Origin of the sequence: Robertkochia aurantiaca (genome assembly GCF_020166495.1) — a bacterium.
In the GTDB taxonomy this organism is placed as follows: domain Bacteria; phylum Bacteroidota; class Bacteroidia; order Flavobacteriales; family Flavobacteriaceae; genus Robertkochia; species Robertkochia aurantiaca.
In genome coordinates, this window is the sequence record NZ_JAINZS010000005.1 from 537,518 (window position 1) to 559,191 (window position 21,674).

A 21,674-nucleotide genomic window follows, 5' to 3' on the forward strand; every position below is an offset into this window, starting at 1 on the left:
AATGAAAATAGCGGTATTCAGTACGAAAGATTACGACAGGCAATATTTCAGCAAGGTGGAAAGAAGAGACGCCATTAAACTCAAATTTTTTGATGTTCCTTTGAAAAAAGATACGGTTAGCCTGGCTGAAGGATACGAAGGCGTCTGTGTTTTTGTTAACGACCACCTCGACAGGGAGGTTATTGATGCCCTGGCTTCTTACAACATAAGACTGATCGCGCTCAGGTGCGCCGGCTTTAACAATGTGGACCTGAAGGCTGCCGAAAAGAACGATATCACAGTAGTACGCGTCCCGGCCTATTCACCCGAAGCAGTGGCAGAACATGCCCTTGCACTGATACTCACCCTTAACAGAAAAACTCATAAAGCCTACAACCGTATCAGGGAAGGAAATTTCTCCCTGGAAAGACTGATCGGCTTTGATGTACACAAAAAAACTGTCGGTGTGATCGGCACCGGAAAGATCGGCGCCCATTTCTGCCGTATCACAAAGGGACTGGGTTGCAAAGTGCTGGCAACCGATTTTTACCCTTCAGAAGAACTGAAAAGTTACGGCATTCAATATGTTGAGCAATCTGAACTGGTTAAACAGGCCGATATCATTTCATTGCATTGTCCGCTGAACGAACACACACATCACCTGATCAATGAAGATACGTTGTCGGTCATGAAAGACGGGGTTATGTTAATTAATACCAGCCGGGGTGGTCTTATAGACACTTCTGCGGTTATAGAAGCTTTAAAAAGCGGGAAGGTGGGTTACCTCGGCATCGATGTTTACGAACAGGAGGAGCAGTTATTTTTCCAGGATCTTTCTGAGAGTGTTATTCAGGATGACCAGATAACCAGACTGATCAGCTTCCCCAATGTGCTTATTACCGCTCACCAGGGGTTCCTGACTGCAGAAGCCCTTACCGAGATCGCAACCACCACCATTGGAAATATCGAAGATTTTATGAAAGGAAAGAGCAGTGACAACGTAGTTCGTTCATCCTGACAACAGACAGGAATTATTCCAGGTTAACCGATCGCACCGTACTTATCGGACAACAGGTTCCGTCTATTCCACCATTGGCCACTATCAACCTGTCATCATAAACCACGGCTGCAGGGGCCAGCAGGTTATCAGGCAGATCACAAAGCATCGACCATTCATCAGATTCAGGATTATACACCAGCACCTCACTGTAAAACACATTTTGGTTCCTTCCTCCGACTATCAGGACCTGGTCTCTGTAAACAAGGGTGCCCGGTTCAAAATGCGACCGGTCGGTTGGAAGGTCTGCCAGTCGCTCCCATGTATCGGTAACCGGATCATACCTGTGTAGATAGTTCAGATCATCCTTACCGCCATCATGACCGAATTGCCCGCCAATGGCATAGACCAATCCATCGATACTGGCAGCGCTGAGATGGTTACGCCCTTCAGGAAGTACGGAACGCTGCTGCCAGTTCATATCGATCGCAGAAGGATCGATAACCAGGTGTTCATTCTTATCAGTTCTTCTGTCAGGTTCCAACCCCCCGAAATAATGCAACAAACCTTCATTATAAACCAAAGCCCCGCTGGCCCGTGCACCAGGCAGGGGCGGCCCTTCCTCCCAGGAATCGGTCACAGGATCATAAATCTGAACCATTGCTGTGGCCTTCCCGGGATGGTCTCCCTCAAAACCCCCGACGATCCACACCTTACCATAGGCTATGGCTGCCCCCATGTGAGTGACAGGCAATGGCATGGGAGCCCCGAGGCTCCAGCTGTCGGTGGCTATATCATAGATCTCGGTTTCAGCGGTAATTTTAAGGTCATGGGTGAAACCGGAAAAGGTGTAAAGGCGACTACCGATAAGGGCGGTCTGAGATTCCAGCCGCTCCATTTGTGAAGAGCTGTGCTCTCTCCATTCACAGTCACTGCTTATGGGAGCATTGCTGTTGTCGCTGGTTTCATCTGTAGTCTGATCGTTGTTTTCAGGTGGATCTTCATCTTCTTCCACAGGAGGAGACTCTTCCTGTAAGACGGGTGGTTGCTGCTCCTGGGAAAAATTATCTTCAGAACTGCATGAAATCACAAGTAAACACGTAAGAAGGAAACAGGCTCTCAAGGAAAACCCGACTGCTGTAGTATTCATAGATGTCGCTATTAATCAGCAGCAGGTATTAAATATCCCGGGGTAACAGGAATCAAGAGATTAAAAAGATACGTAAAATATGCCTGTTACAGCGTTAGCATATCGTTAAAGAAAAAGCCGGGAAGACCCGGCTTTTTAAACGTAAGAATTGTGAAATCTTATTATTTGGCGATATTGACCGCTCTTGTTTCCCTGATAACGGTAACTTTTACCTGTCCCGGGTAGGTCATATCTGTCTGTATCTTTTGAGAGATCTCAAATGAGAGCTGAGAAGCTCTGTCATCATTGACCTTTTCGCTTTCGACGATCACCCGAAGTTCACGGCCGGCCTGTATCGCATAAGCATTCTTGACACCTCCAAATCCAAAGGCGATCTCCTCCAGGTCTTTAAGACGCTGAATATATGAATCGAGCACCTGTCGTCTTGCCCCCGGTCTCGCACCGCTAATGGCATCACACACCTGAACCACAGGAGACAACAACGAAGTCATCTCGATCTCATCATGGTGCGCCCCGATTGCATTGCAAACCTCCGGTTTTTCACCATATTTCTCTGCCCATTGCATCCCTAATATGGCGTGAGGTATTTCTGTCTCGGTTTCAGGAACTTTCCCGATATCGTGCAGTAAGCCGGCTCTTTTGGCGAGCTTGGCGTTCAGGCCGAGCTCAGCAGCCATCAGGCTGCACAATTTGGCAACCTCACGTGAGTGTTGTAAAAGGTTCTGACCATAAGAGGAACGGTATTTCATTCTACCTACCGCTTTGATCAATTCCGGATGCAATCCGTGAATACCAAGATCGATAACGGTTCTCTTACCTACCTCAATGATCTCTTCTTCGATCTTCTTGGTGGTCTTCTTAACGACTTCTTCGATACGTGCAGGGTGAATTCTTCCGTCTGTCACCAGTCTGTGAAGTGAAAGACGTGCGACTTCACGGCGCACAGAATCAAAACATGAAAGAATAATGGCCTCAGGGGTATCATCAACGATGATCTCTACGCCTGTAGCGGCTTCAAGAGCACGAATATTTCTTCCTTCCCTTCCAATTATACGACCTTTAACATCATCAGACTCCAGGTTGAAAACCGAAACGCAGTTATCTATAGCTTCTTCAGTACCGATACGTTGAATGGTATTGATGATCACCTTTTTAGCTTCCTGCTGAGCGGTAAGCTTGGCCTCTTCCATGGTATTCTGAATGAAGGTCATCGCATCGCTCTTCGCATCGCCTTTAAGCGATTCGACCAGCTGAGCCTTCGCATCTTCGGCCGAAAGTCCGGAGATCACCTCCAGTTGCTCCACCTGGCTTTTATGCAATCTGTCTACCTCATTTTGTTTCTTTTCCAGCAGATTCAGCCTGTGATCGTAGTCTTTGATCTTAGCTTCAATTTCGGCGTTAAGCTTTTTGTTTTTCGACAATTCTGAAGAAACCTGTGACTCTTTATCACGGGTTCTTTTCTCAGCATCAGCGATCTTTTTGTCTTTGGCTATGATCACCTTCTCATGCTCTGCCTTGAGTTCGAGAAACTTCTCCTTCGCCTGTAGTATTTTATCTTTCTTAATTCCCTCTGCCTCACTTTTTGCCTCCTTAACGATCGCATCAGCTTCCTTTCGGGCGGCGGCAATAAGTTTTGATCCCTTTCCTTTTTCAAGGGACTTGGCAATCACAAAGCCAATGACCGCTCCGATCACGACTGCAATTATTCCTATTGTTAGTGCATCCATCTTTGGTTTATTTAAAAAAAAAGCCTACATCGGTTGTGAAGTTTTGTATCAAACTCCTTAAGACAGGTTTAAGGCTACCGAACTGATCAAGGATCCGTCGTTCCTGTTAGGGAAACGGCATGCTTTTACAGCCCGAACTCACCTTTTTTAAATAATACTTGTTGAGTTTGTCAAAAAATTAACCAATGTAGGCAGTAACATTATATCTATTTAAAAGAACTTCTATGTGTTCAGATGCTCCTGCAGCATTTCGTTGATCTCTGTCAACCGCTGCTGCAAAGCTTCATCTGTATTAAGCTTGTCTAAACTCCCCTGTTCGATCTGGGCGGCAAACTGCAGTGCACACATAGCCAGCACATCCTGTTTGTCCCGCACAGCATAACTTTGTTCAAAGCCTTTTATCATCCCATTGATCTTCTTCGCAGCTTTTCGCAACCCTTCCTCCTGTTCCGGGGCGATATTCAGCGGGTAGACCCGGTCTGCTATGGAAAGCTTGATCTTCAGTTTGGTCATATAGTTTAGAACGTTATTCGGAAAGCTGTGCAATGCACAGGTCTATTTCCCGAATCAAAGTATTTATTTTAAGCTTAGCTTCTGTTTTATTTTCATTACTGCCAAGCATTGAATTAGCCATTTTAAGCGAATGGTACTTCTCTTCCCATTCCTGAGCGGTCTTCTCGAGACCTGAAATCTTTTGGTTCGCATCTGCCACTTCCTGCTCCAGTCTCCTGTTAGTTCGCTCCAGGACTTTCAGGCGATGGAGAAGTTTACTCACTTTTACTTCGAGTGAATCGACAAGTTCGACCATTTTACTCATCGCGGCTAATTTCAATACATTGCTCACAAAGTTAACATACGTGCAGGTTCTTCGCAAGGTAATCTTCTAAAATTATTTCTGGCAGACGAAAAGAAAAATCCCTTCGTTTTAACTTTAATCGGCTTTATGTTTAGAAATCAAATATTTATTTTAGCACCTACTATGAAAAGGCCTATGCGATATTTACTATGTTGTTTTGTTTTACTGATTTTTGGCGGGGTTGCACGCGCGCAACTCGCCTATCCCACTGATTACTTCTCACCACCTCTTGAGGTACCCATCGTACTGGCGGGAACCTTTGGAGAACTGCGCTCAAATCATTTTCACTCAGGTATTGATATCAAAACACAACAAAGGGAAGGATTAAAAGTCGTAGCTATCGGTGAGGGCTATATATCCCGCATCAAAGTACAGCATTACGGGTTTGGAAAAGCCTTATACATTCAACACCCCAATGGCTACACTTCGGTATATGCCCACCTCAAGAAATTTTCACCGGAAATAGAAGCCCTGATTAAGAAAGATCAGTATGACAAGAAGTCTTACGAAACCGATATCTATCTCAACCCTTCAGATCTCCGTGTTCAGGAAGGTGAGGTAATCGCTTATAGCGGAAACACGGGAAGCAGTGCCGGTCCGCATCTGCATTTTGAGATCAGAGACCGGGAACAAAAACCCATCAATCCATTATTCTTCGGCTACGAGGTTGAAGACACCGAATCACCCAGAGTTCGTGGAGTACACGCCTACACCCTTGATGACAGCAGCCAGGTACAGGGTCGGAACGGCTCGATGGAATTGCGACTGGGCAGCAGAAAAAACGACACCCTTTATGCGGAAAAGATCTATGCATCAGGCACCATAGGGTTCGGGATCGACACCTACGACCGACAGGACCTGGCCTATAATAAGAATGGCGCCTACAGCATCTCCCTGGCGGTAAACGGAAAACCGAGGTTCTCATATAATTTTACCACTTTTTCATTTGCAGAGACCTCTTATATAAATACCCTTATCGACTACCGCAAATACGCCTTTCGTAACGAGCGAATTCAGAAATGTTTCCTGGAACCCTGGAATAAACTGAGTATCTACAAAGAAAATATCAACGACGGAAAGATCGATATAGAGAATGGCCTGACCTATATGGTAAGCCTCCGAGTGGCCGATTTTCATGACAATGTCTCGACCATTATTATCCCGGTGGAAGGGCGAAACGCCGACATCGCGCATAAGGAAGAACAGGTCAGAACTCCCTATTTCGTGAAGGCAGACCGGGACAACATTTTTGATATCGGTGATGCACGGGTCTATTTTCCTTCAAACAGTCTCTACTTCGACACATTTTTAGATCTGAAACAGAACGGAGATCAGTACACCATTCATGACAGCAGTGTTCCGATTAAAAACTCCTATACCCTGAGCATTACCGCAAATGATATTCCCGGTGATGATCCTGACAAATACTTTATCGCCGGCGTCGATAATCACGGCAGGCTTTCATACAACCGCACCTACCGAAAAGAGAAGATATATACGACCAGAACAAAAGCACAGGGCACTTTCACACTTGCCAAAGACACCGTGTCCCCGTCGGTAAGACCCATGAATTTCAGGGATGAGCAGTATCTTTCTAATTTCAGGTACCTGAAATTGCGCATTGAAGATGATCTGAGCGGAATCAACACCTACAATGCATGGATCAATGGTGAATGGGTATTGATGGAATACGAATATAAAGATCAGTCGATCACTTTCAACTTCGATGATCTCAAGACCGAAGAAAAGAAATGCGAACTGAAAGTTGAAGTGACCGATAATGTCGGGAATAGTACTATCTTTAATTCGACATTCTACTTAAAATAACACTGTTTGAGGTCTCTTTTATTGCTTTCAGGAATCCTTATTCTGCTGGTATTTCAAAAAGCCAGTTCCCAGTCGGCCACCCTGAAAGGCGTGATTCTTGACAAGAACAACGACCCCATAGAAGATGTCGCGATCAGCACAGGAAATTCAGGCACCCGATCTGATCAGAACGGATTTTACCTGCTACGGCTGCCCGCAGCAAAAAAATCTACCGTCACTTTTTCCCATATTTCCTTTCGAACGGTAACTCTGACCCTGCAACCATCGGTCAATGAAACCGTCGAGTTCAACCCTGTTCTTTCTGAAGAAATCGAACAGATCGGCGAGATCGTACTTACCTCCGACCGCCAACTGAATGTCAGGGGAATAACGGCCCTCTCTCCCGAGACCATCAGAAAGATTCCGGGAGCCAACGCGGGGGTTGAAAATCTGCTTAAAACACTTCCGGGCGTCAATTCTAATAATGAACTAAGCACCCAATATGCGGTGCGTGGCGGGAATTATGATGAGAACCTGGTCTATGTGAATGACATAGAGGTCTATCGCCCGTTCCTTGTTCGTACCGGGCAACAGGAAGGGCTCAGCTTCATCAATACCGACCTGATAAGCAATGTCAGGTTTTCTGCCGGTGGATTTCAGGCTCGATATGGTGACAAATTATCATCTGTACTCGATGTCACTTATTCCGAACCGGTAAGTTTTAGTGCGGGAGTACAGGCTTCCTTCCTCGGGGCATCAGCCTTTATGGAAACTGCAAACAAAAGCCGCCGTTTATTAACGGTGAGCGGTATCAGGTACAGAGATAACAGCCTGCTGGTGAACAGCAGACAGACAGAGGCCAATTTCAGACCAAGGTTTATCGACGCTCAAAGCTTTGTAACGTACAAACTCACTTCAAAGTTTCACCTGAACCTGCTGGGGCACTACTCCCTGAACGATTATAATTTTCAGCCGCTGAGTCGTCAGACAAACTTCGGCACCCTTCAGGACCCTATAGCTCTGCAGGTCTTTTACAGAGGTGAGGAAGAAGACCGCTATGAGACTGCCACCGGTGCATTAAAAGGCACCTGGTTCGTGAATGACGACCTCAACCTTAAATTCATCAGTTCTGTTTACCACGCCACCGAACAGGAATTCTTTGATATCCTGGCGCAGTACAGGCTTGGAGAAGTAAATACCGACATAGGGAATGAGAACTTCGGCAATGTTTCTTTCTCAGAAGGCATAGGCGCACAACTGAATCACGCAAGAAACCTCCTTGATGCCATGATCATCAACCTGGAACATCTCGGCAATTTAAAAGATGGCGAGCAGGTCTGGTCCTGGGGAGTAAAATTCACGCACGAAGATATCAGAGACCGGCTTGAAGAGTATGAGGTGATCGACTCTGCCGGATTTTCCATCAGACCTCCGGAACCGGCCTTTGTGAATGATCAGCCATACAGCCCTTATACCGCCCCCATCGAACCTTTTCAGAATATTCAGACCCGGAACAAGGTTACCACCAATCGACTATCTGCTTTTGCTCAGTGGAGCCGCAGCTACAGCTGGAACGAGAATCAGTTATGGACCAATGCAGGCGTTCGAAGCCAATGGTGGAACGTTTCAACCGATGCGAATGGTTCTGAGCGACATTTCATTTTTAGTCCGCGGGCACAGGTAGCTCTCAAACCAAACTGGGAGCGGGATATGCTCTTTCGTCTTGCCGGCGGCCTGTACCAGCAGCCTCCTCTGTACCGGGAATTACGCGACTCATCAGGTATTGCGCGGCCGGGGGTAAAGGCTCAGAAATCCTGGCACCTCATAGCCGGTCATGAGTATGGTTTCAAGCTCTGGGACAGACCTTTTAAGCTCATTTCTGAAATGTTTTACAAAGGCCTGGATGATTTGAATCCATACACGCTTGAAAATGTACGTATAAGATACCGCGCCAGAAACAACGCTGAAGGATATGCTTACGGCTTTGAAAGCAGGCTGTATGGAGAGCTCATTCCGACTACCTCCTCCTGGGTAAGTTTCGGTTACCTGAAAACCGAAGAGAATATCGATGACCGGGGCTATATCTCCCGCCCCACTGATCAGCGCCTGAAATTTGCTGTACTGTTACAGGATTATGTTCCCAGTATTCCCAGTCTGAAACTCTACCTTAACGGAGTATACAATACCGGTTTACCCGGTGGCTCTCCCAGCTATGCCGACCCCTACGATTTCCAGTTCCGTTTGCCGGACTACAAGCGGGTGGACCTGGGCATTTCTTACGTGTTTACAGACAATATGCAACCGCGACCTCCGGGACACTGGCTGCATAAATTCGACGAATTATCGGTCGGGTTCGATATTTTCAATATTTTTGACATCCGAAACGCCATTACCAACACCTGGGTCAGGGATGTATACACCAAAAGACAATACGCCATCCCTAATTATATGACCGAAAGAGTCTTTAATTTAAAAATGAGCGCAAGATTTTAATGAAACGAACACTTCTTATCACCCTTATTTTAGGGGTATGGTCAACATGGTCTGTTTTTTCCCAAAGAACCGTTTATCAAAGTGAATCATTTGAAAGCCTCAGTGCAGATCACAAGCGAATCGCCATTTTGCCCTTTGAGGCACGGCTGGAACTTGAAAATTCAGAGGCTCTGAGCGACAACGATCTCGATGCCCTGGAAAACCGTGAAGGATATGAGGTTCAGAATGCCCTGGAGAATTATTTTCTGAAAAGGGATAAAAGAAGAGATTACCGAATCGAATTTCAGAATGTCGATCAGACCAATGCCCTTTTGGAACAAAACGGTATCGATCTGAAAAACCTGGGAATCTACACGGCTCAGGAGTTGAGTGAATTTCTGGGAGTAGACGCTATTATATCAGGTGATCTTACCCTGAATGCCCTGATTTCTCAGGGAGTATCTACCGATTTCGACTTTATCTCCTTTCTTACCGGCAAATCAGACTATGGCCGTATTGCCATAAAGCTCAGCGACGGAGCTACCGGAAAACTGCTTTGGAAATTTGAGAAAACCATTAACCGAAAGGCAGGCAAGAACACCCAGTCTATTATCGAAGCCATGATGCGAAAATCCACCCGTAAATTCCCGTATCACAAAGGAAACGAATAAGAAGGCGTTCAGGCGTTATCGTTCACGTAATCAGACAGCACCCCGATCACATAATCGATCTCTTCTTTAGTGTTGTATTTTGAAAAGGAAAAACGCAGTGACGGCTTATTAAGGTCTTCATCAGACAGAATGGCATTCAGCACGTGAGAGCCCTGAGAACTTCCGCTCTGGCAGGCGCTTCCACGGGAACAGGCGATACCTTTAAGGTCAAGCTGAAACAATAAAAGATCAGCCTTATCTGAAGAAACAGGCAGGCAGGCATTGACCAGGTTATAGGTGCTGCGCTCCATATCTCCGCAATACCCGTTAAACCGTGTGCCGGGAATCCGGCTACCGAGCTGCTCGATAAAATAGCGCTTTAATTCTTTTATGTAGTCTCTCTCTTCATCCAGGTTCTCATACGCCAAAACCAGCGCCTTTTCCATTCCCAGAATATTATGCAGGGCCTCTGTACCGGCTCTGAACCCTCTCTCCTGTTCACCGCCGAAAATAAGGGGTTTCAGCTGATGCTCCTTCCTGATGAAAGCAAAGCCCACACCCTTGGGCCCGTGAAACTTATGGGCTGCAGCCGCCAGAAAATCGACAGGTGTATCTTTAAGATTCCATTCCCAATGCCCTACCGACTGTACAGCATCGGTATGAAAGAGCGCCTTGTTTTCGTGACATATGGCCCCGATACGAGACACATCGATCATGTTTCCAATCTCATTGTTGATATGCATCAAAGAAACAAGCGTCTTTTTACCAGAACGCAGAAGCAGACCTTCGAGGTCTTCAGGCAAAGGGTTTCCGCATTCATCAAGTGCCACATAGGCGATCTCTGTACCGTATTCCCTCTCTAACTGTTCTACGGTATGAAGTACGGCATGGTGTTCAGTCACGGCAGTGATGATACGCTCTACCCCCATGTCCCTCACTGCGGCGCGTAAAACCATATTATCGGCTTCTGTACCTCCTGAAGTGAATATGATCTCTGCAGGGGAAGCATGCAGCAGTTTGGCAATCGCCTTCCGGGCACTTTCGATACGCGACTTGGCCTCACGTCCGAAAGCATGAGTCGAACTGGGGTTACCGAAATTAGTTTCCAAAACTTCGCTCATAACCTGTACCACTTCAGGTCTTAACCTGGTGGTAGCCGCACTGTCTAAATAAATTTTCTGCATGCGTCAAATTTACTCGAAATAAAAATAACCGCAATAAATTTCCTGTTAAGGCACTAAATCTTACTTTTGCTGGGATTGAAGTGATCCTATTATGAAGAAATTCTGCTCCTTCCTGCTATTGTTTGCTTTACTTGGCTGTGACGATGGCGATTTCTCAGTCGAAAGTCTGAATTTCGATGATGTGCCGGTACAAAACCCTTGCGGAAACCTCTTGATATTCAAGATCGGCGGAGGGGGAACCGAAGCCCTGATGATCGAACTCGATGGTCAGAGTCAGGATATATTCAGCAGCATTCCCGCCGATGGAAGCGCCAGATCATTTCCCGTCAACAACAATTCAAACAGGATCATATACCGCATATTTAACGACAATGTTTCTGCATTGTATTTCTGCAGGGATATACCTCCCACTACTCCTGTGGTAAATGAAGAATGGTTCGCCACCGGGGGAACGGTTCAGATCAGCACAAGTTTGGAAGAAGATGATAACGACAACCTTCCTGCTGAACTCGAAGGCATCGTGAGAGCGGCAGACGGCAGCATTGATGCCGCCGCTTCTCAAAATTCCGACGGAGATGCGCTGCCTGACTACATTGATTTCGATGACGACGGTGATAATGTACTCACCTCAGAGGAGATCGAAATCGTAGACGGCGAAATCGTCTATACCGATACCGACGGAGATGGCATACCCAACTACCTGGATCCTGATGACGACGGAGACGGGATCCCTACGATACAGGAAGACCTCAACGGCGATAATAATCCTGCCAACGATATTCAGCAGGGAAATACAGAGCCCAATTACCTGATCCCTTCACTCACAACGGCTAACACCAATGTATCTCGACGAAGTCACAGGTATACTGAAATATACCTGAGTACGATCACTATCATCAATGGTTTTCAGTTGGAAAACGGAGAGAACGAGATCAAATACGACATCCCTTCCTTTGACTTCGGAACAGTTACCCGTGAAGTAACCCAAAGTGGTATCTAATCATGATCATTTAGGATTCTGGTGCACATACACCTCGGTAGCTCCCATCCCGTATTTTCTGTAATCGGCATCGTAATAACTCACATTGTCATACCTGCCGAAAAGATATTCCAGCTCCTGTCGTAACACCCCTTCTCCTACCCCATGAATAAAAACAACCCTTCTGATGTTGGAGGCAATGGCGAACTCAAGCTTGCGCTTTGCCGTGTCGATCTGCAGGTTCAGCATATCGATCTTTTCCATACCTCTGGTTGACTCGGTAAGCTTATCGATATGCAGGTCTACCTCCATCGGGGGAGCACTGCGATCCTGTTTTACAGATCTTTTGGGCTTGGGCCTGTGCTTATTTTTTTCCTTAAAAGCTCTGAATGCCTCGATGTTGGTTACCTCCAGGGAACCCTCTTCAGCTATCACCTCATCAGGAGAAACCCTGATCAGAAACCCCTCTTCAGTTTCTATCTCCAATTGACCGTCAGCTATTCTGACAACCTTTCCTGAAATAGCCTCATCGATCAAAGACACATATGTTCCCGGTTTGAAGCCCATAAGTATCAGTTTTCAGAAACATCATCGGCATCATCCCGTGGATTATCTTTCACCCACATTCTGGTCGATTGGAAAAGTCCGTACATAAGAAGAATGAAGCCCAGAATTTTAAGATACATATGATATGACTCCTGGTCATCAAACAGGAAAACGAGTATCGCGCCAAGAACGATACACAGAAATGAAAAGACCTTCATGAATGAAATTTTTAACAATTATACCTGTGGCGCTTTTGCTACCACCGGTGTTTTCAGTTGCAAAAATAATGTTTTGAGTAGTATCTTCATTAATAAGATTTTAGTTAAGTTTACTGTAAAACCAACCGGTTCCCATGTTTTACACTGCTGATATCACCATGGAAGACTTCATGCTACCCTGTCTGAATAAGAAATTCTTCGGGGTGGAATGCATGGGGTGTGGGCTTCAAAGATCGGCTGCTCTGTTGATCAGGGGTGAATTTACAGCGGCTTTCCATATGTATCCCGCTATTTACACCCTTATATTGCTTTTCGCTTTTCTGGTGATCAATCACTTTTACCGCTTACGCTCAGGAAACCGTATCCTGGTAATCTTACTGGTTGTCAACGGCATTGTAATTATTGGAAACTACATTTTAAAACTAATCAACTTTTAATCATGGAAGAACTTCAGCAAAGAAAATTACCTAATGTTACCACCTCCCTGGTTCTGGGAATCATTTCCTTCCTGGCGTGTTGCTGCACCAGTGGAATAGGGGGTGTTCTTTTCTCAGGAATTGCACTCTACCTGGCCAACAAAGACCTGAAAACCTACAATGAGAACCCGGAACAATACTCAAACTACAACCAGTTAAAAACAGCGAGAATCGTAGCTATCGTCGGACTTGCACTGGCTGTTCTCTCCATTCTTATCGTGGTTTTCCAGATTATTTCGTACGGAGGCTGGGATGCCTATATGGAAGAACAGATGCGAATGATGGAAGAACTCGGCATAGAGATCGAATAATCTTCACAGTTTAAGCTTCGTATTTAAACATAAATAAAAAGCCATCTTCATGGAAGATGGCTTTTTCATTTTGAGATCTTGAATTACCTACGATTCGAACTTCTCGAGCGTTTTGGTAATAATATCAACGCAATCAAGCAATTGCTCTTCGGTCATTACCAGGGGAGGCGCAAATCGAATGATATTTCCATGGGTAGGCTTTGCCAGCAAACCATTCTCTTTTAAAGCCATGCAAATATCCCAGGCAGTAGAACTGTCTTCACTGTCATTGATCACAATGGCATTGAGCAATCCTTTCCCTCTGACGAGGGTCACAATATTACTGTTTCTGATATAATCGTTCAGTTTTCTTCTGAAAAGCTCACCGAGCTTTCTTGCATTCTGAGCCAGCTTTTCGTCGCGAACCACCTCGAGTGCTTCCATGGCTACCGCTGCTGCCACCGGGTTTCCACCAAAAGTACTTCCGTGCTGTCCGGGCTTAATGACATTCATCACGGCATCATCTGCCAGAACAGCGCTAACCGGGTAAGCACCCCCGCTAAGGGCTTTCCCCAAAATAAGCATGTCAGGTCGCTGATAGGTTTGCTGACGTTCGCAATGCCCTTCACAACTGCAATTACCACATACTGCCAGGAGCGATCCGGTTCGGGCAATACCTGTTTGAATCTCATCGGCAATAAACAGAACCCCGTGTGAATTACACAATTCTTTTACCTTGGCGATATAACCTTCAGCCGGACGGAACACCCCGGCCTCACCCTGTATAGGCTCAATCAATACCCCGGCGATATTTTTTTCGGTTTTCAGCACCTCTTCCAAAGCAGCGGGATCATTATAAGCCACCTTGATAAAACCGGGAGTATAAGGACCAAAGTTCTTACGGGCATTCTCGTCGTTAGAGAATGAAATAATCGTAGTGGTACGACCGTGGAAGTTATTTTCGAAAACCACGATCTTGGCTTCGGTTTCAGGAATACCCTTCTTTTCATAAGCCCATTTACGACAGATCTTGATCGCTGTCTCTACAGCCTCTGCCCCGGTATTCATAGGCAGTAATTTGTCAAAGCCAAAATACTCGGTCGCATATTTTTCAAATTTCCCAAGCATATCATTGTAAAAAGCTCTTGAGGTAAGTGTGAGCGTTTTGGCTTGCTCGCTCATGGCATTTACAATTCGGGGGTGACAGTGCCCCTGGTTCACCGCAGAATAAGCAGAGAGAAAATCATAATATTTTTTCCCTTCGGCATCCCACATAAACACACCTTCTCCCTTGCTTAATACTACCGGAAGGGGGTGATAATTGTGAGCTCCATACTTTTCTTCGAGTGCGATTGCATCTTTTGATGATAATTTTTCCAAAGTTGCCATTTTTGAATTTTAAAAGTGATACTTTACAATTCCTGCTTGTGGAGAGAAATCATCCTTGAAGTGCCGGCAAGTTACTAATTTTTTGAGGTATTTTGAACTCTTCCCTCTCTTAATCCTGATAATTTCAGAAGCTCAAGAACTTATGACTTTATGCCTGCATACCGTACAGCATTCCTTTGCCGCCTTTTGATTTCGTATATGATCAGTGAAAAGGTACTGAGAGTATAGAAATTATACATGATCGCAAGCGAGGAATAATAGGTCGTCTTATGCGGCATTCTCTAAAAAGACATTATTTTTGCGGCATGTCCAGAAAGAACAGAAAACAGCGTTTCGAAGCGGTAGAGGTCATCGATGCCGGAGCGAAAGGAAAAGGTGTGGCCAAGGCCCCTGACGGAAGAGTGATCTTTGTTCCATTTGCCGTACCGGGAGATGTGATCGATGTGCAAACCTTTAAAAAACGTAAAGCCTATTTCGAAGGAAAAATTGTTCAGGTACGGGAAGAATCTGAGTATCGCACCGATCCTCCATGTGAGCATTTCGGCGTTTGCGGAGGTTGCAAATGGCAAAACATGACCTATGACGCGCAGTTGCATTTCAAGCAAAAAGAGGTCGTTAACAATCTCATGCGAATCGGTAAGGTCGATCTGCCGGAAGTAAGCCCTATCCTGGGGTCTGAAGATATCTATTACTATCGCAACAAAATGGAATTTTCATTTTCAGACAGCCGATGGCTTACCGAAAATGAAATCGAAAGCGATAAGGAGATCTCCAATCGCAATGCTTTAGGATTTCATATCCCGGGCATGTGGGACAAGATCCTGGACATCAAACATTGCCATCTTCAGGAAGATCCTTCTAACGCCATAAGATTGGCGGTGAAGCACTTTGCCCTGGAACACGATCTTTCCTTTTTCAACACACGTGAGCAACATGGCCTGCTGAGAACCCTGATGATACGAACCAGTTCGACCGGTGAGATCATGGTCCTTATACAGTTTTTTGAAGATGACGAGGAAAAGAGACGATTACTCCTGGATTTTCTCAAGGATGAATTTCCAGAGATCACCTCTTTACTATATGTGATAAATCAAAAACCCAACGATACCATTTACGATCAGGAGGTTATCTGCTATGCGGGGAGAGATCATATTCTCGAGGAGATGGAAGGCCTGAAATTCAAGATCAATGCCAAATCCTTTTACCAGACAAATTCCAGGCAAGCCTATGAATTATACAAGGTTACCCGTGATTTTGCCGGACTTAAAGGTGACGAAACAGTTTATGACCTGTACACAGGAACGGGAACCATCGCCCAGTTCGTTTCAAAAAAGGCCGGGAAGGTCATCGGAGTCGAAGCTGTTCCCGAGGCCATAGAAGATGCCAAGGAAAATGCAAGACTCAACGGAATTGACAATTGCCAATTCTTTGCAGGCGATATGAAGAAAGTGTTTAACCCCGCTTTTATCAAGCAACATGGATTGCCCGATGTGATCATCACAGACCCTCCAAGAGACGGCATGCATAAAGATGTGGTAGCCCAGATACTCGATATAGCTCCTGAAAAAGTGGTCTATGTAAGTTGTAACAGCGCCACCCAGGCGCGTGACCTGGCTCTGATGGATCACATCTACCGGGTAAGCAGGGTTCAGCCAGTAGACATGTTTCCGCAAACACACCATGTGGAAAATGTTGTACTTTTAGAAAAAAGAACATAAAAACAATACTGTGAACAGAGTTTTAACCCTCTTTTTTTGTTCAGCCATAGCCCTGGCGGTATTATCTGCCTGTGAACGAGATGATATCTGCCCTCCTGATATACCTACCACGCCTTTACTGGTAGTGGGATTCTACGATATTCAGAATCAGGATGAGCTCAAAGCTGTTCCGAGACTTCGTGTGGTCGGAGCCGGTCAGAACAGCACCGTACCCACCTTTTCAGACCGAACAGACCAGAGAACGGTCAACCTCCCCTTAAAGACCAATGAGCAAAGTACAGAGTTCTTCTTCATCAGAGAATCTGCCTCAGACTCTTCAGGAGCCGAAACGGGGAATATCGACAACATTCAGTTCACGTATCAAACCAACCAGGTATTCGTCTCACGTGGTTGCGGTTATGCTGTGAATTACAGCAGTCTGGATGCTATACAAAATCCGGGACAGAACGACCCTGACAGCTGGATCTCTGCCCTGCTGGTAGAACAACAACAGATCTCAAACCAAGATACCGTACATGTTAAGATATTTCATTAACAGCCTATTGATATGCCTGCCGATGATATTGTCGGCCCAAATTACCGGTGATTCAATTCAGCTACCCGTTGACTATAAAGAGAAGTATGGCCTGCGTGTGGGAATTGACCTGAGCAAACCGCTCAGATCGACCCTCGATGAGAATTACCAGGGACTGGAACTGGTGGCAGATTTCAGAATTTCACAAAAATGGTATATCGCCGGGGAACTGGGAACAGAAGAAAAAACAACCCTGGAAGACACGTATGATTTCACCACATCAGGAAGCTACCTTAAGATAGGAGCTGACTGGAACATGTATGATAACTGGTATGGAATGCAGAACATCATCAATTTAGGCCTGAGGGCCGGGATCAGCACCTTTAGCCAGACCCTGAATGAGTATTCCATCTATACCACCAATCAGTATTGGCAGGAAAACACCGGGACTTCAGATAACACAAGGCTTCTGGGAGAATATGACGGCCTGAGCGCACAATGGGCAGAAGTTGTAGTCGGAGTAAAGGTTGAGCTGTTCACCAATCTTTTCCTGGGTGGCAGTGTGAGACTTCATTATCTGGTCAATCAAACCGAAGCTTCTGAATTTCCCAACCTGTATATTCCAGGATTTAATAAGGTTACCGACGACAGCCGTTTCGGTGTGGGATATAATTACACCCTAAGCTATCTTATTCCGATCTTTAAAAAAGATAAACCTCCTAAGAAAGATGAGAACACCCCTCAATCTTAACCAAGGTCCCTTATTCCTTTAAGAAAGATCCATTTCATTTTCACGGTTTCTTTCCCCTGGTGCTTAACCGCTGCAAATTTGGGGGATAACAGGCTTGCAACAATGGCTGCTCCAAGTAAAACGGGAAGCAGTTTCTCCGGAAAGAAAAAGAACAGAAGAAATCTGAAAAAGAGAAACAGCACCACAAACGAAAGGAAGTTGAAGAGCAGGGCTCTGAACTTTGGTGTCCACATAGCTATTGATTATTTTTATTTTTCTTACTTCCCTCATAGATCTCGTACTTCAGGAACTTGCTTTCCAATTTCCCGTTGTATAGGGTGATCTTGCGGGAAGGACGTAACCCGACGTGTTTCAGCGCCTCCATATTTGAGCTGATGAACCAGGCTTCGGTTCCCGGATAACCCTGCTTCAGGGTATCGCCGATGGAACTGTAAAACGCCTCAGCTTCAAGACGAAGACGTTCTCCGTAAGGAGGGTTGAATACCATATGTAAAGGACCTTTTGTTTCCTTTTCGGTTTCAAAAAAATCACGTTGTTCCACCGTGATGAACTCGCTAAGATTGGCATTCTTTATATTTTCACGACATTTACTTACTGCACTGGGTGCCTTATCGTAACCCAAAATCTTATAGGAGAATTCCCGGCTCTTTTTTAGCAGGCTTTCGAAAATGGTCTCAAAAAGATCGGCATCATAATCCTTCCATTTCTCAAAGCCGAATTCTCTTCGATTGATATTGGGCGGGATGTTACAGGCGATCATGGCGGCCTCCACAAGCACGGTTCCGCTTCCACACATGGGATCCATAAAATCGCTTTTTCCGTCCCAACCACTCAAAAGCAACATTCCGGCAGCCATTACCTCATTGATCGGCGCGATATTCGTGGCCGACCGGTAGCCCCGGTGATGTAATGAATTTCCGGAACTATCAAGAGATATAGTACAATAATCACGATTTATGTGCACATGTATTCTGAGATCGGGATGTTTTACGTCAACATCAGGTCGTTTGCCAAAAAGATCCCTATACCTGTCAACTACGGCATCTTTAGTCTTTAGGGCCACAAACTTTGAGTGCGTAAAATTATCTGAATAAACCGTCGTATCTACTGCCAGTGTACCGTTTACACCGAGATAATCTTCCCAGGAAATATTGTTCACCTGTCGGTAAAGTCCTTCTTCATTTTTCACCTTGAAAGAGGCGATCGGTCTCAGAATCTTTAAAGCAGTACGCAGCCCCAGGTTGGCCTTATACATAAATCCTTCATCTCCTTTAAAAAGAACACTACGTTTGCCCTCTTTAACATCGATGGCTCCCATCTTTCTGAGTTCATCAGCGAGAACTCCCTCAAAGCCATGCATGGTCTTAGCCAGCATTTGAAAATTATTTGCCATAGCTGTTAGCGTCTGAAAAGTCAAAAATACGTTAATTTAGCTGCCTAAATAAATTTATGGACAAACAGATCGAGAATTGGTACCTGCATTGGTTCGACAGTGACTTCTATCCTATCCTGTATGAGGACAGAAATCATCGGGAAGCACAGGAATTCATGCATAATATTACCGGCTATCTCAACCTGTCTCCAGGCGCACATATTCTGGATCTGGCCTGTGGAAGAGGTCGTCACAGTATCTACCTCAATGAGATGGGATACCGGGTAACCGGAATAGATCTTTCTGAAAATGCCATTACGCATGCCCGGAAGAAAGAAAATGAAAACCTCAGGTTCCTGGTACACGACATGACTGAACCCATGACCGAAAACTATGATGCGGTCTTTAATCTTTTTACCAGCTTCGGGTACTTCGAAAAGGAAGAAAGCAATCTCAAAACCATCAAGGCCATCAGGCAGAACTTAAACGTCAACGGGTATGGCGTTATCGATTTCATGAATACACAGAAGGTGCTGAACAATCTTATTCCTGAAAATGAAATAACCCGCAGAGGGATTACCTTCAGACTGAAAAGATACGTTCAGGATAAATACATCTATAAAGAAATACGCTTCGAACACCAGGGACAGGACTATCATTTTACTGAAAGGGTGCGGGCTCTTGAGCTGGAAGACTTCAAACAATATTTTCAAACTGCCGGTATGAACCTGTTGCAGACATTCGGAGACTATCAGTTGAACGAATTCGACAGGAAAGACAGTGACCGCTTAATTATGATCTTCAGATGAGTGGCTTTCTCTTAACAGACCTGCTGTTACCTGTTGCTGCTGTCGGAGCCGGGGTGTTGATTGGCTGGTGGCTGCAGCCTGAAGACAGGAAAAAAATCAAGCTTTTTCTTGCTTTTAGCGGCGCCTTTTTACTTTCCATCACGGTTTTCAATCTGATGCCCGCTGTTTTTAGTGACGGCCAGGGAAAGACCTACGGAATATTCGTCATGTTGGGAATCTTACTGCAAATTTTCCTTGAATTTTTCTCAAAGGGTGCCGAACACGGCCACATACATCTGCACGCAGAAGACAAGGCCTTTCCCCTGCTGCTCTTTATCAGTCTGTCGCTGCATTCATTCCTGGAAGGTTTTCCTGTGCACGGGCACCATGATGTGCTTTTTGGAGTCATCGTTCATAAAGTACCCGTAGCCATTATACTCACAGGTTTCTTTATCAGGTCACAGATGAGCAGAACAAAAAGCATTTTGTTTATGATGCTTTTTTCCCTGATGACTCCCCTGGGAACCCTGCTGGCTCATCTGATCGAGCTGCCTGAGCATGTCTATCGGGCTATCACTGCCCTCGTTCTGGGAATATTTCTTCATATTTCGACCGTTATCCTTTTTGAAAGTTCTGAAGGGCATAAGTTCAATTTCAGTAAATTAATGGTTATCGTACTGGGAATAATAACCGCATTTATGATCTGATATGTTCAGTAAAGAAGAATCAAAACGACTGCGACAGGAATTCTGGACCGCCTTCGGAAAGTCTTTTCCGAGAAAATGGACCTTATACAACACCGGCATCAGAGACCTGAACTTCAAGTTTCACTTCGACACCAAAAAGGCGTTGGTAGCTCTGGATGTTGAAAGCAATGACCTGGAAGAACGAATCAAATACTGGGAACGTCTGGAATCTTTGAAAGCCGTTTTAAAGGAGAGCTACCTGCCCGAAGCTGTATACGACGACAGTTATTTTCTGGAGAACGGGAAAGAGATCTCCAGGATATACGTCCTGAAAGAAAACGTTAGCATTCACAATAAAAACACCTGGCAGGAGACCATGGTTTTTTTTGTGGAAACAATGAATAAGTTTGAGGAATTTTTCGATGATTTTAAAGAGTTCCTTAAAAAATAGAGTCCTGTCAAGCTACTTCCAATAGCACCATAAAATAGTGTGAAATAGCTCCCCCCAGAACAAAGAAATGCCAGATGACATGGTTATAGGGTATTCTTTCTATGGCGTAAAATATGGTACCCAATGTATAAAAGGCACCGCCCGCCATCATCAGATACAACGCCGGCTCTGACATGAAGCTCAGCAATGATTGCAGGTCAAAAACGATCAGCCATCCCATAAACAGGTACAAGAGAAGGGAGAGCTTGTCAAAGCGACCCGTAAAAAATATCTTAAGTACGGTTCCCGCTATCGCTATCGACCACACCACCCAAAAAATGGTCCACCCGGAACCTTTTTCCAGAGTGATCAGTGCAATAGGTGTATACGTACCGGCTATAAGGAGGTAGATGCTTATATGGTCCAGCTTTCTGAAAACATTTTTCAGATGTTTGTTACTCACCGCGTGATAGATCGTTGAAGACAAAAAAAGAACGATCATTGAAAAGGAGTACAAGACAATACTGAAGGTGCTGAATTCAGACTTACCCGTATCAAAATGAATCAATACAAAAAGACCTAAAATACCAAGCGCAGCCCCAAAACCATGGGAGAGCGCATTCCACCTTTCTTCATTTACTGTCTGCTCCATGGCTCAAAGATACCCAAAAATACCATGCATGCATAAAAAAAGGA

The 21,674-nt window shown here is 45.2% G+C and carries 24 protein-coding genes and 1 other RNA gene; 13 read left to right on the top strand and 12 right to left on the bottom strand.

Going from position 1 to position 21,674, the window contains the following annotated elements; genetic code table 11:
- Position 1 precedes the first annotated feature (1 nt).
- The gene (locus tag K7R10_RS11100) at positions 2–997 is read left to right on the top strand and encodes a 2-hydroxyacid dehydrogenase (protein WP_224484782.1); all 996 of its coding nucleotides are present in this window, start codon (positions 2–4) and stop codon (positions 995–997) included.
- Positions 998–1,010: 13 nt separating this feature from the next.
- Here K7R10_RS11100 and K7R10_RS11105 read toward each other — a convergent pair whose 3' ends face one another.
- The 5 genes from K7R10_RS11105 to K7R10_RS11125 form a co-directional block, all read right to left on the bottom strand.
- Entirely contained in the window at positions 1,011–2,126 is a 1,116-nt protein-coding gene (locus K7R10_RS11105; protein ID WP_224484783.1) for a Kelch repeat-containing protein, read from the bottom strand.
- Positions 2,127–2,287: 161 nt separating this feature from the next.
- Positions 2,288–3,853: a ribonuclease Y gene (gene rny, locus K7R10_RS11110; RefSeq protein WP_224484784.1), complete on the bottom strand. Its 1,566-nt coding sequence runs from the start codon at positions 3,851–3,853 to the stop codon at positions 2,288–2,290.
- A gap of 50 nt (positions 3,854–3,903) precedes the next feature.
- Positions 3,904–4,020: non-coding RNA, 6S RNA (gene ssrS / locus K7R10_RS11115), on the bottom strand.
- A 55-nt stretch (positions 4,021–4,075) separates the two neighbouring features.
- Positions 4,076–4,366, bottom strand: coding sequence for a cell division protein ZapA (locus tag K7R10_RS11120; protein ID WP_224484785.1), 291 nt, complete (start codon positions 4,364–4,366; stop codon positions 4,076–4,078).
- Positions 4,367–4,379: 13 nt separating this feature from the next.
- Positions 4,380–4,670 carry a coiled-coil domain-containing protein gene (locus tag K7R10_RS11125; RefSeq protein ID WP_224484786.1) on the bottom strand — a complete coding sequence of 97 codons (291 nt, stop codon included), beginning with the start codon at positions 4,668–4,670 and terminating at the stop codon, positions 4,380–4,382.
- 174 nt (positions 4,671–4,844) lie between these two features.
- On the opposite strand from K7R10_RS11125, the gene K7R10_RS11130 reads away from it, so the two are divergent.
- The 3 genes from K7R10_RS11130 to K7R10_RS11140 are packed head-to-tail and all read left to right on the top strand — an operon-like array spanning position 4,845 to position 9,658.
- Positions 4,845–6,536 carry a M23 family metallopeptidase gene (locus tag K7R10_RS11130; RefSeq protein WP_224484787.1) on the top strand — a complete coding sequence of 564 codons (1,692 nt, stop codon included), beginning with the start codon at positions 4,845–4,847 and terminating at the stop codon, positions 6,534–6,536.
- A 6-nt stretch (positions 6,537–6,542) separates the two neighbouring features.
- Entirely contained in the window at positions 6,543–9,008 is a 2,466-nt protein-coding gene (locus K7R10_RS11135; RefSeq protein ID WP_224484788.1) for a TonB-dependent receptor, read from the top strand.
- A complete protein-coding gene (locus tag K7R10_RS11140) occupies positions 9,008–9,658 on the top strand; it encodes a hypothetical protein (RefSeq protein ID WP_224484789.1) in 651 nt (216 codons plus the stop codon). Before K7R10_RS11135 ends, K7R10_RS11140 begins: the two co-directional genes overlap by 1 nt.
- Before the next feature lie 8 nt (positions 9,659–9,666).
- Here K7R10_RS11140 and K7R10_RS11145 read toward each other — a convergent pair whose 3' ends face one another.
- Complete coding sequence (locus tag K7R10_RS11145; protein ID WP_224484790.1) at positions 9,667–10,821, bottom strand: cysteine desulfurase family protein; 1,155 nt, start codon at positions 10,819–10,821, stop codon at positions 9,667–9,669.
- A 91-nt stretch (positions 10,822–10,912) separates the two neighbouring features.
- Between K7R10_RS11145 and K7R10_RS11150 the strand changes: the two genes are divergently transcribed.
- The gene (locus K7R10_RS11150) at positions 10,913–11,821 is read left to right on the top strand and encodes a hypothetical protein (protein ID WP_224484791.1); all 909 of its coding nucleotides are present in this window, start codon (positions 10,913–10,915) and stop codon (positions 11,819–11,821) included.
- Positions 11,822–11,827: 6 nt separating this feature from the next.
- Here K7R10_RS11150 and K7R10_RS11155 read toward each other — a convergent pair whose 3' ends face one another.
- A complete protein-coding gene (locus tag K7R10_RS11155; RefSeq protein ID WP_224484792.1) occupies positions 11,828–12,367 on the bottom strand; it encodes a DUF8465 domain-containing protein in 540 nt (179 codons plus the stop codon).
- 5 nt (positions 12,368–12,372) lie between these two features.
- Positions 12,373–12,564: a hypothetical protein gene (locus K7R10_RS11160; protein WP_224484793.1), complete on the bottom strand. Its 192-nt coding sequence runs from the start codon at positions 12,562–12,564 to the stop codon at positions 12,373–12,375.
- A 134-nt stretch (positions 12,565–12,698) separates the two neighbouring features.
- Here K7R10_RS11160 and K7R10_RS11165 point away from each other — a divergent pair, with 134 nt between their 5' ends.
- Both K7R10_RS11165 and K7R10_RS11170 read left to right on the top strand, forming a co-directional pair.
- Complete coding sequence (locus K7R10_RS11165; RefSeq protein ID WP_224484794.1) at positions 12,699–13,001, top strand: DUF2752 domain-containing protein; 303 nt, start codon at positions 12,699–12,701, stop codon at positions 12,999–13,001.
- A gap of 2 nt (positions 13,002–13,003) precedes the next feature.
- Positions 13,004–13,351 carry a CCC motif membrane protein gene (locus K7R10_RS11170; RefSeq protein WP_224484795.1) on the top strand — a complete coding sequence of 116 codons (348 nt, stop codon included), beginning with the start codon at positions 13,004–13,006 and terminating at the stop codon, positions 13,349–13,351.
- A gap of 87 nt (positions 13,352–13,438) precedes the next feature.
- On the opposite strand, the gene rocD is transcribed toward K7R10_RS11170, so the two are convergent.
- Positions 13,439–14,719 (bottom strand): ornithine--oxo-acid transaminase, encoded by a 1,281-nt coding sequence (gene rocD / locus K7R10_RS11175; RefSeq protein WP_224484796.1) that lies wholly within the window; start codon positions 14,717–14,719, stop codon positions 13,439–13,441.
- 305 nt (positions 14,720–15,024) lie between these two features.
- Between rocD and rlmD the strand changes: the two genes are divergently transcribed.
- The 3 genes from rlmD to K7R10_RS11190 are packed head-to-tail and all read left to right on the top strand — an operon-like array spanning position 15,025 to position 17,702.
- Positions 15,025–16,437, top strand: coding sequence for a 23S rRNA (uracil(1939)-C(5))-methyltransferase RlmD (gene rlmD / locus K7R10_RS11180; protein WP_224484797.1), 1,413 nt, complete (start codon positions 15,025–15,027; stop codon positions 16,435–16,437).
- Positions 16,438–16,447: 10 nt separating this feature from the next.
- Complete coding sequence (locus tag K7R10_RS11185) at positions 16,448–16,972, top strand: DUF6452 family protein (RefSeq protein ID WP_224484798.1); 525 nt, start codon at positions 16,448–16,450, stop codon at positions 16,970–16,972.
- A complete protein-coding gene (locus K7R10_RS11190; protein WP_224484799.1) occupies positions 16,953–17,702 on the top strand; it encodes a DUF6048 family protein in 750 nt (249 codons plus the stop codon). The genes K7R10_RS11185 and K7R10_RS11190 overlap by 20 nt, the downstream gene beginning before the upstream one ends.
- Here the strand turns inward: K7R10_RS11190 and K7R10_RS11195 are convergent.
- On the bottom strand, positions 17,699–17,935 hold the full coding sequence (locus K7R10_RS11195; protein ID WP_224484800.1) for a hypothetical protein: 237 nt from the start codon (positions 17,933–17,935) through the stop codon (positions 17,699–17,701). The genes K7R10_RS11190 and K7R10_RS11195 overlap by 4 nt on opposite strands.
- A 2-nt stretch (positions 17,936–17,937) precedes the next feature.
- Entirely contained in the window at positions 17,938–19,095 is a 1,158-nt protein-coding gene (locus K7R10_RS11200) for a THUMP domain-containing class I SAM-dependent RNA methyltransferase (protein ID WP_224484801.1), read from the bottom strand.
- A gap of 56 nt (positions 19,096–19,151) precedes the next feature.
- Between K7R10_RS11200 and K7R10_RS11205 the strand changes: the two genes are divergently transcribed.
- From K7R10_RS11205 to K7R10_RS11215, 3 genes are read left to right on the top strand one after another with little or no spacing between them, the layout of a single operon-like run.
- Entirely contained in the window at positions 19,152–19,883 is a 732-nt protein-coding gene (locus tag K7R10_RS11205; protein WP_224484802.1) for a class I SAM-dependent methyltransferase, read from the top strand.
- The gene (locus tag K7R10_RS11210) at positions 19,880–20,569 is read left to right on the top strand and encodes a ZIP family metal transporter (RefSeq protein ID WP_224484803.1); all 690 of its coding nucleotides are present in this window, start codon (positions 19,880–19,882) and stop codon (positions 20,567–20,569) included. The genes K7R10_RS11205 and K7R10_RS11210 overlap by 4 nt, the downstream gene beginning before the upstream one ends.
- A 1-nt stretch (position 20,570) precedes the next feature.
- Positions 20,571–20,999, top strand: coding sequence for a DUF4268 domain-containing protein (locus tag K7R10_RS11215; RefSeq protein ID WP_224484804.1), 429 nt, complete (start codon positions 20,571–20,573; stop codon positions 20,997–20,999).
- Between the two features lie 7 nt (positions 21,000–21,006).
- Here K7R10_RS11215 and trhA read toward each other — a convergent pair whose 3' ends face one another.
- Positions 21,007–21,630, bottom strand: coding sequence for a PAQR family membrane homeostasis protein TrhA (gene trhA / locus K7R10_RS11220; protein WP_224484805.1), 624 nt, complete (start codon positions 21,628–21,630; stop codon positions 21,007–21,009).
- Between the last annotated feature and the right edge of the window lie 44 nt (positions 21,631–21,674).

What these genes read in the sequence shown, in the direction of transcription:
- K7R10_RS11100 (WP_224484782.1), top strand. Translation starts at nt 2, where the DNA reads ATGAAAATAGCGGTATTCAGTACGAAAGATTACGACAGGCAATATTTC.
- K7R10_RS11105 (WP_224484783.1), bottom strand. Translation starts at nt 2,126, where the DNA reads ATGAATACTACAGCAGTCGGGTTTTCCTTGAGAGCCTGTTTCCTTCTT.
- rny (WP_224484784.1), bottom strand. Translation starts at nt 3,853, where the DNA reads ATGGATGCACTAACAATAGGAATAATTGCAGTCGTGATCGGAGCGGTC.
- K7R10_RS11120 (WP_224484785.1), bottom strand. Translation starts at nt 4,366, where the DNA reads ATGACCAAACTGAAGATCAAGCTTTCCATAGCAGACCGGGTCTACCCG.
- K7R10_RS11125 (WP_224484786.1), bottom strand. Translation starts at nt 4,670, where the DNA reads ATGAGTAAAATGGTCGAACTTGTCGATTCACTCGAAGTAAAAGTGAGT.
- K7R10_RS11130 (WP_224484787.1), top strand. Translation starts at nt 4,845, where the DNA reads ATGCGATATTTACTATGTTGTTTTGTTTTACTGATTTTTGGCGGGGTT.
- K7R10_RS11140 (WP_224484789.1), top strand. Translation starts at nt 9,008, where the DNA reads ATGAAACGAACACTTCTTATCACCCTTATTTTAGGGGTATGGTCAACA.
- K7R10_RS11145 (WP_224484790.1), bottom strand. Translation starts at nt 10,821, where the DNA reads ATGCAGAAAATTTATTTAGACAGTGCGGCTACCACCAGGTTAAGACCT.
- K7R10_RS11150 (WP_224484791.1), top strand. Translation starts at nt 10,913, where the DNA reads ATGAAGAAATTCTGCTCCTTCCTGCTATTGTTTGCTTTACTTGGCTGT.
- K7R10_RS11155 (WP_224484792.1), bottom strand. Translation starts at nt 12,367, where the DNA reads ATGGGCTTCAAACCGGGAACATATGTGTCTTTGATCGATGAGGCTATT.
- K7R10_RS11160 (WP_224484793.1), bottom strand. Translation starts at nt 12,564, where the DNA reads ATGAAGGTCTTTTCATTTCTGTGTATCGTTCTTGGCGCGATACTCGTT.
- K7R10_RS11165 (WP_224484794.1), top strand. Translation starts at nt 12,699, where the DNA reads ATGTTTTACACTGCTGATATCACCATGGAAGACTTCATGCTACCCTGT.
- K7R10_RS11170 (WP_224484795.1), top strand. Translation starts at nt 13,004, where the DNA reads ATGGAAGAACTTCAGCAAAGAAAATTACCTAATGTTACCACCTCCCTG.
- rocD (WP_224484796.1), bottom strand. Translation starts at nt 14,719, where the DNA reads ATGGCAACTTTGGAAAAATTATCATCAAAAGATGCAATCGCACTCGAA.
- rlmD (WP_224484797.1), top strand. Translation starts at nt 15,025, where the DNA reads ATGTCCAGAAAGAACAGAAAACAGCGTTTCGAAGCGGTAGAGGTCATC.
- K7R10_RS11190 (WP_224484799.1), top strand. Translation starts at nt 16,953, where the DNA reads ATGTTAAGATATTTCATTAACAGCCTATTGATATGCCTGCCGATGATA.
- K7R10_RS11195 (WP_224484800.1), bottom strand. Translation starts at nt 17,935, where the DNA reads ATGTGGACACCAAAGTTCAGAGCCCTGCTCTTCAACTTCCTTTCGTTT.
- K7R10_RS11200 (WP_224484801.1), bottom strand. Translation starts at nt 19,095, where the DNA reads ATGGCAAATAATTTTCAAATGCTGGCTAAGACCATGCATGGCTTTGAG.
- K7R10_RS11205 (WP_224484802.1), top strand. Translation starts at nt 19,152, where the DNA reads ATGGACAAACAGATCGAGAATTGGTACCTGCATTGGTTCGACAGTGAC.
- K7R10_RS11210 (WP_224484803.1), top strand. Translation starts at nt 19,880, where the DNA reads ATGAGTGGCTTTCTCTTAACAGACCTGCTGTTACCTGTTGCTGCTGTC.
- K7R10_RS11215 (WP_224484804.1), top strand. Translation starts at nt 20,571, where the DNA reads ATGTTCAGTAAAGAAGAATCAAAACGACTGCGACAGGAATTCTGGACC.
- trhA (WP_224484805.1), bottom strand. Translation starts at nt 21,630, where the DNA reads ATGGAGCAGACAGTAAATGAAGAAAGGTGGAATGCGCTCTCCCATGGT.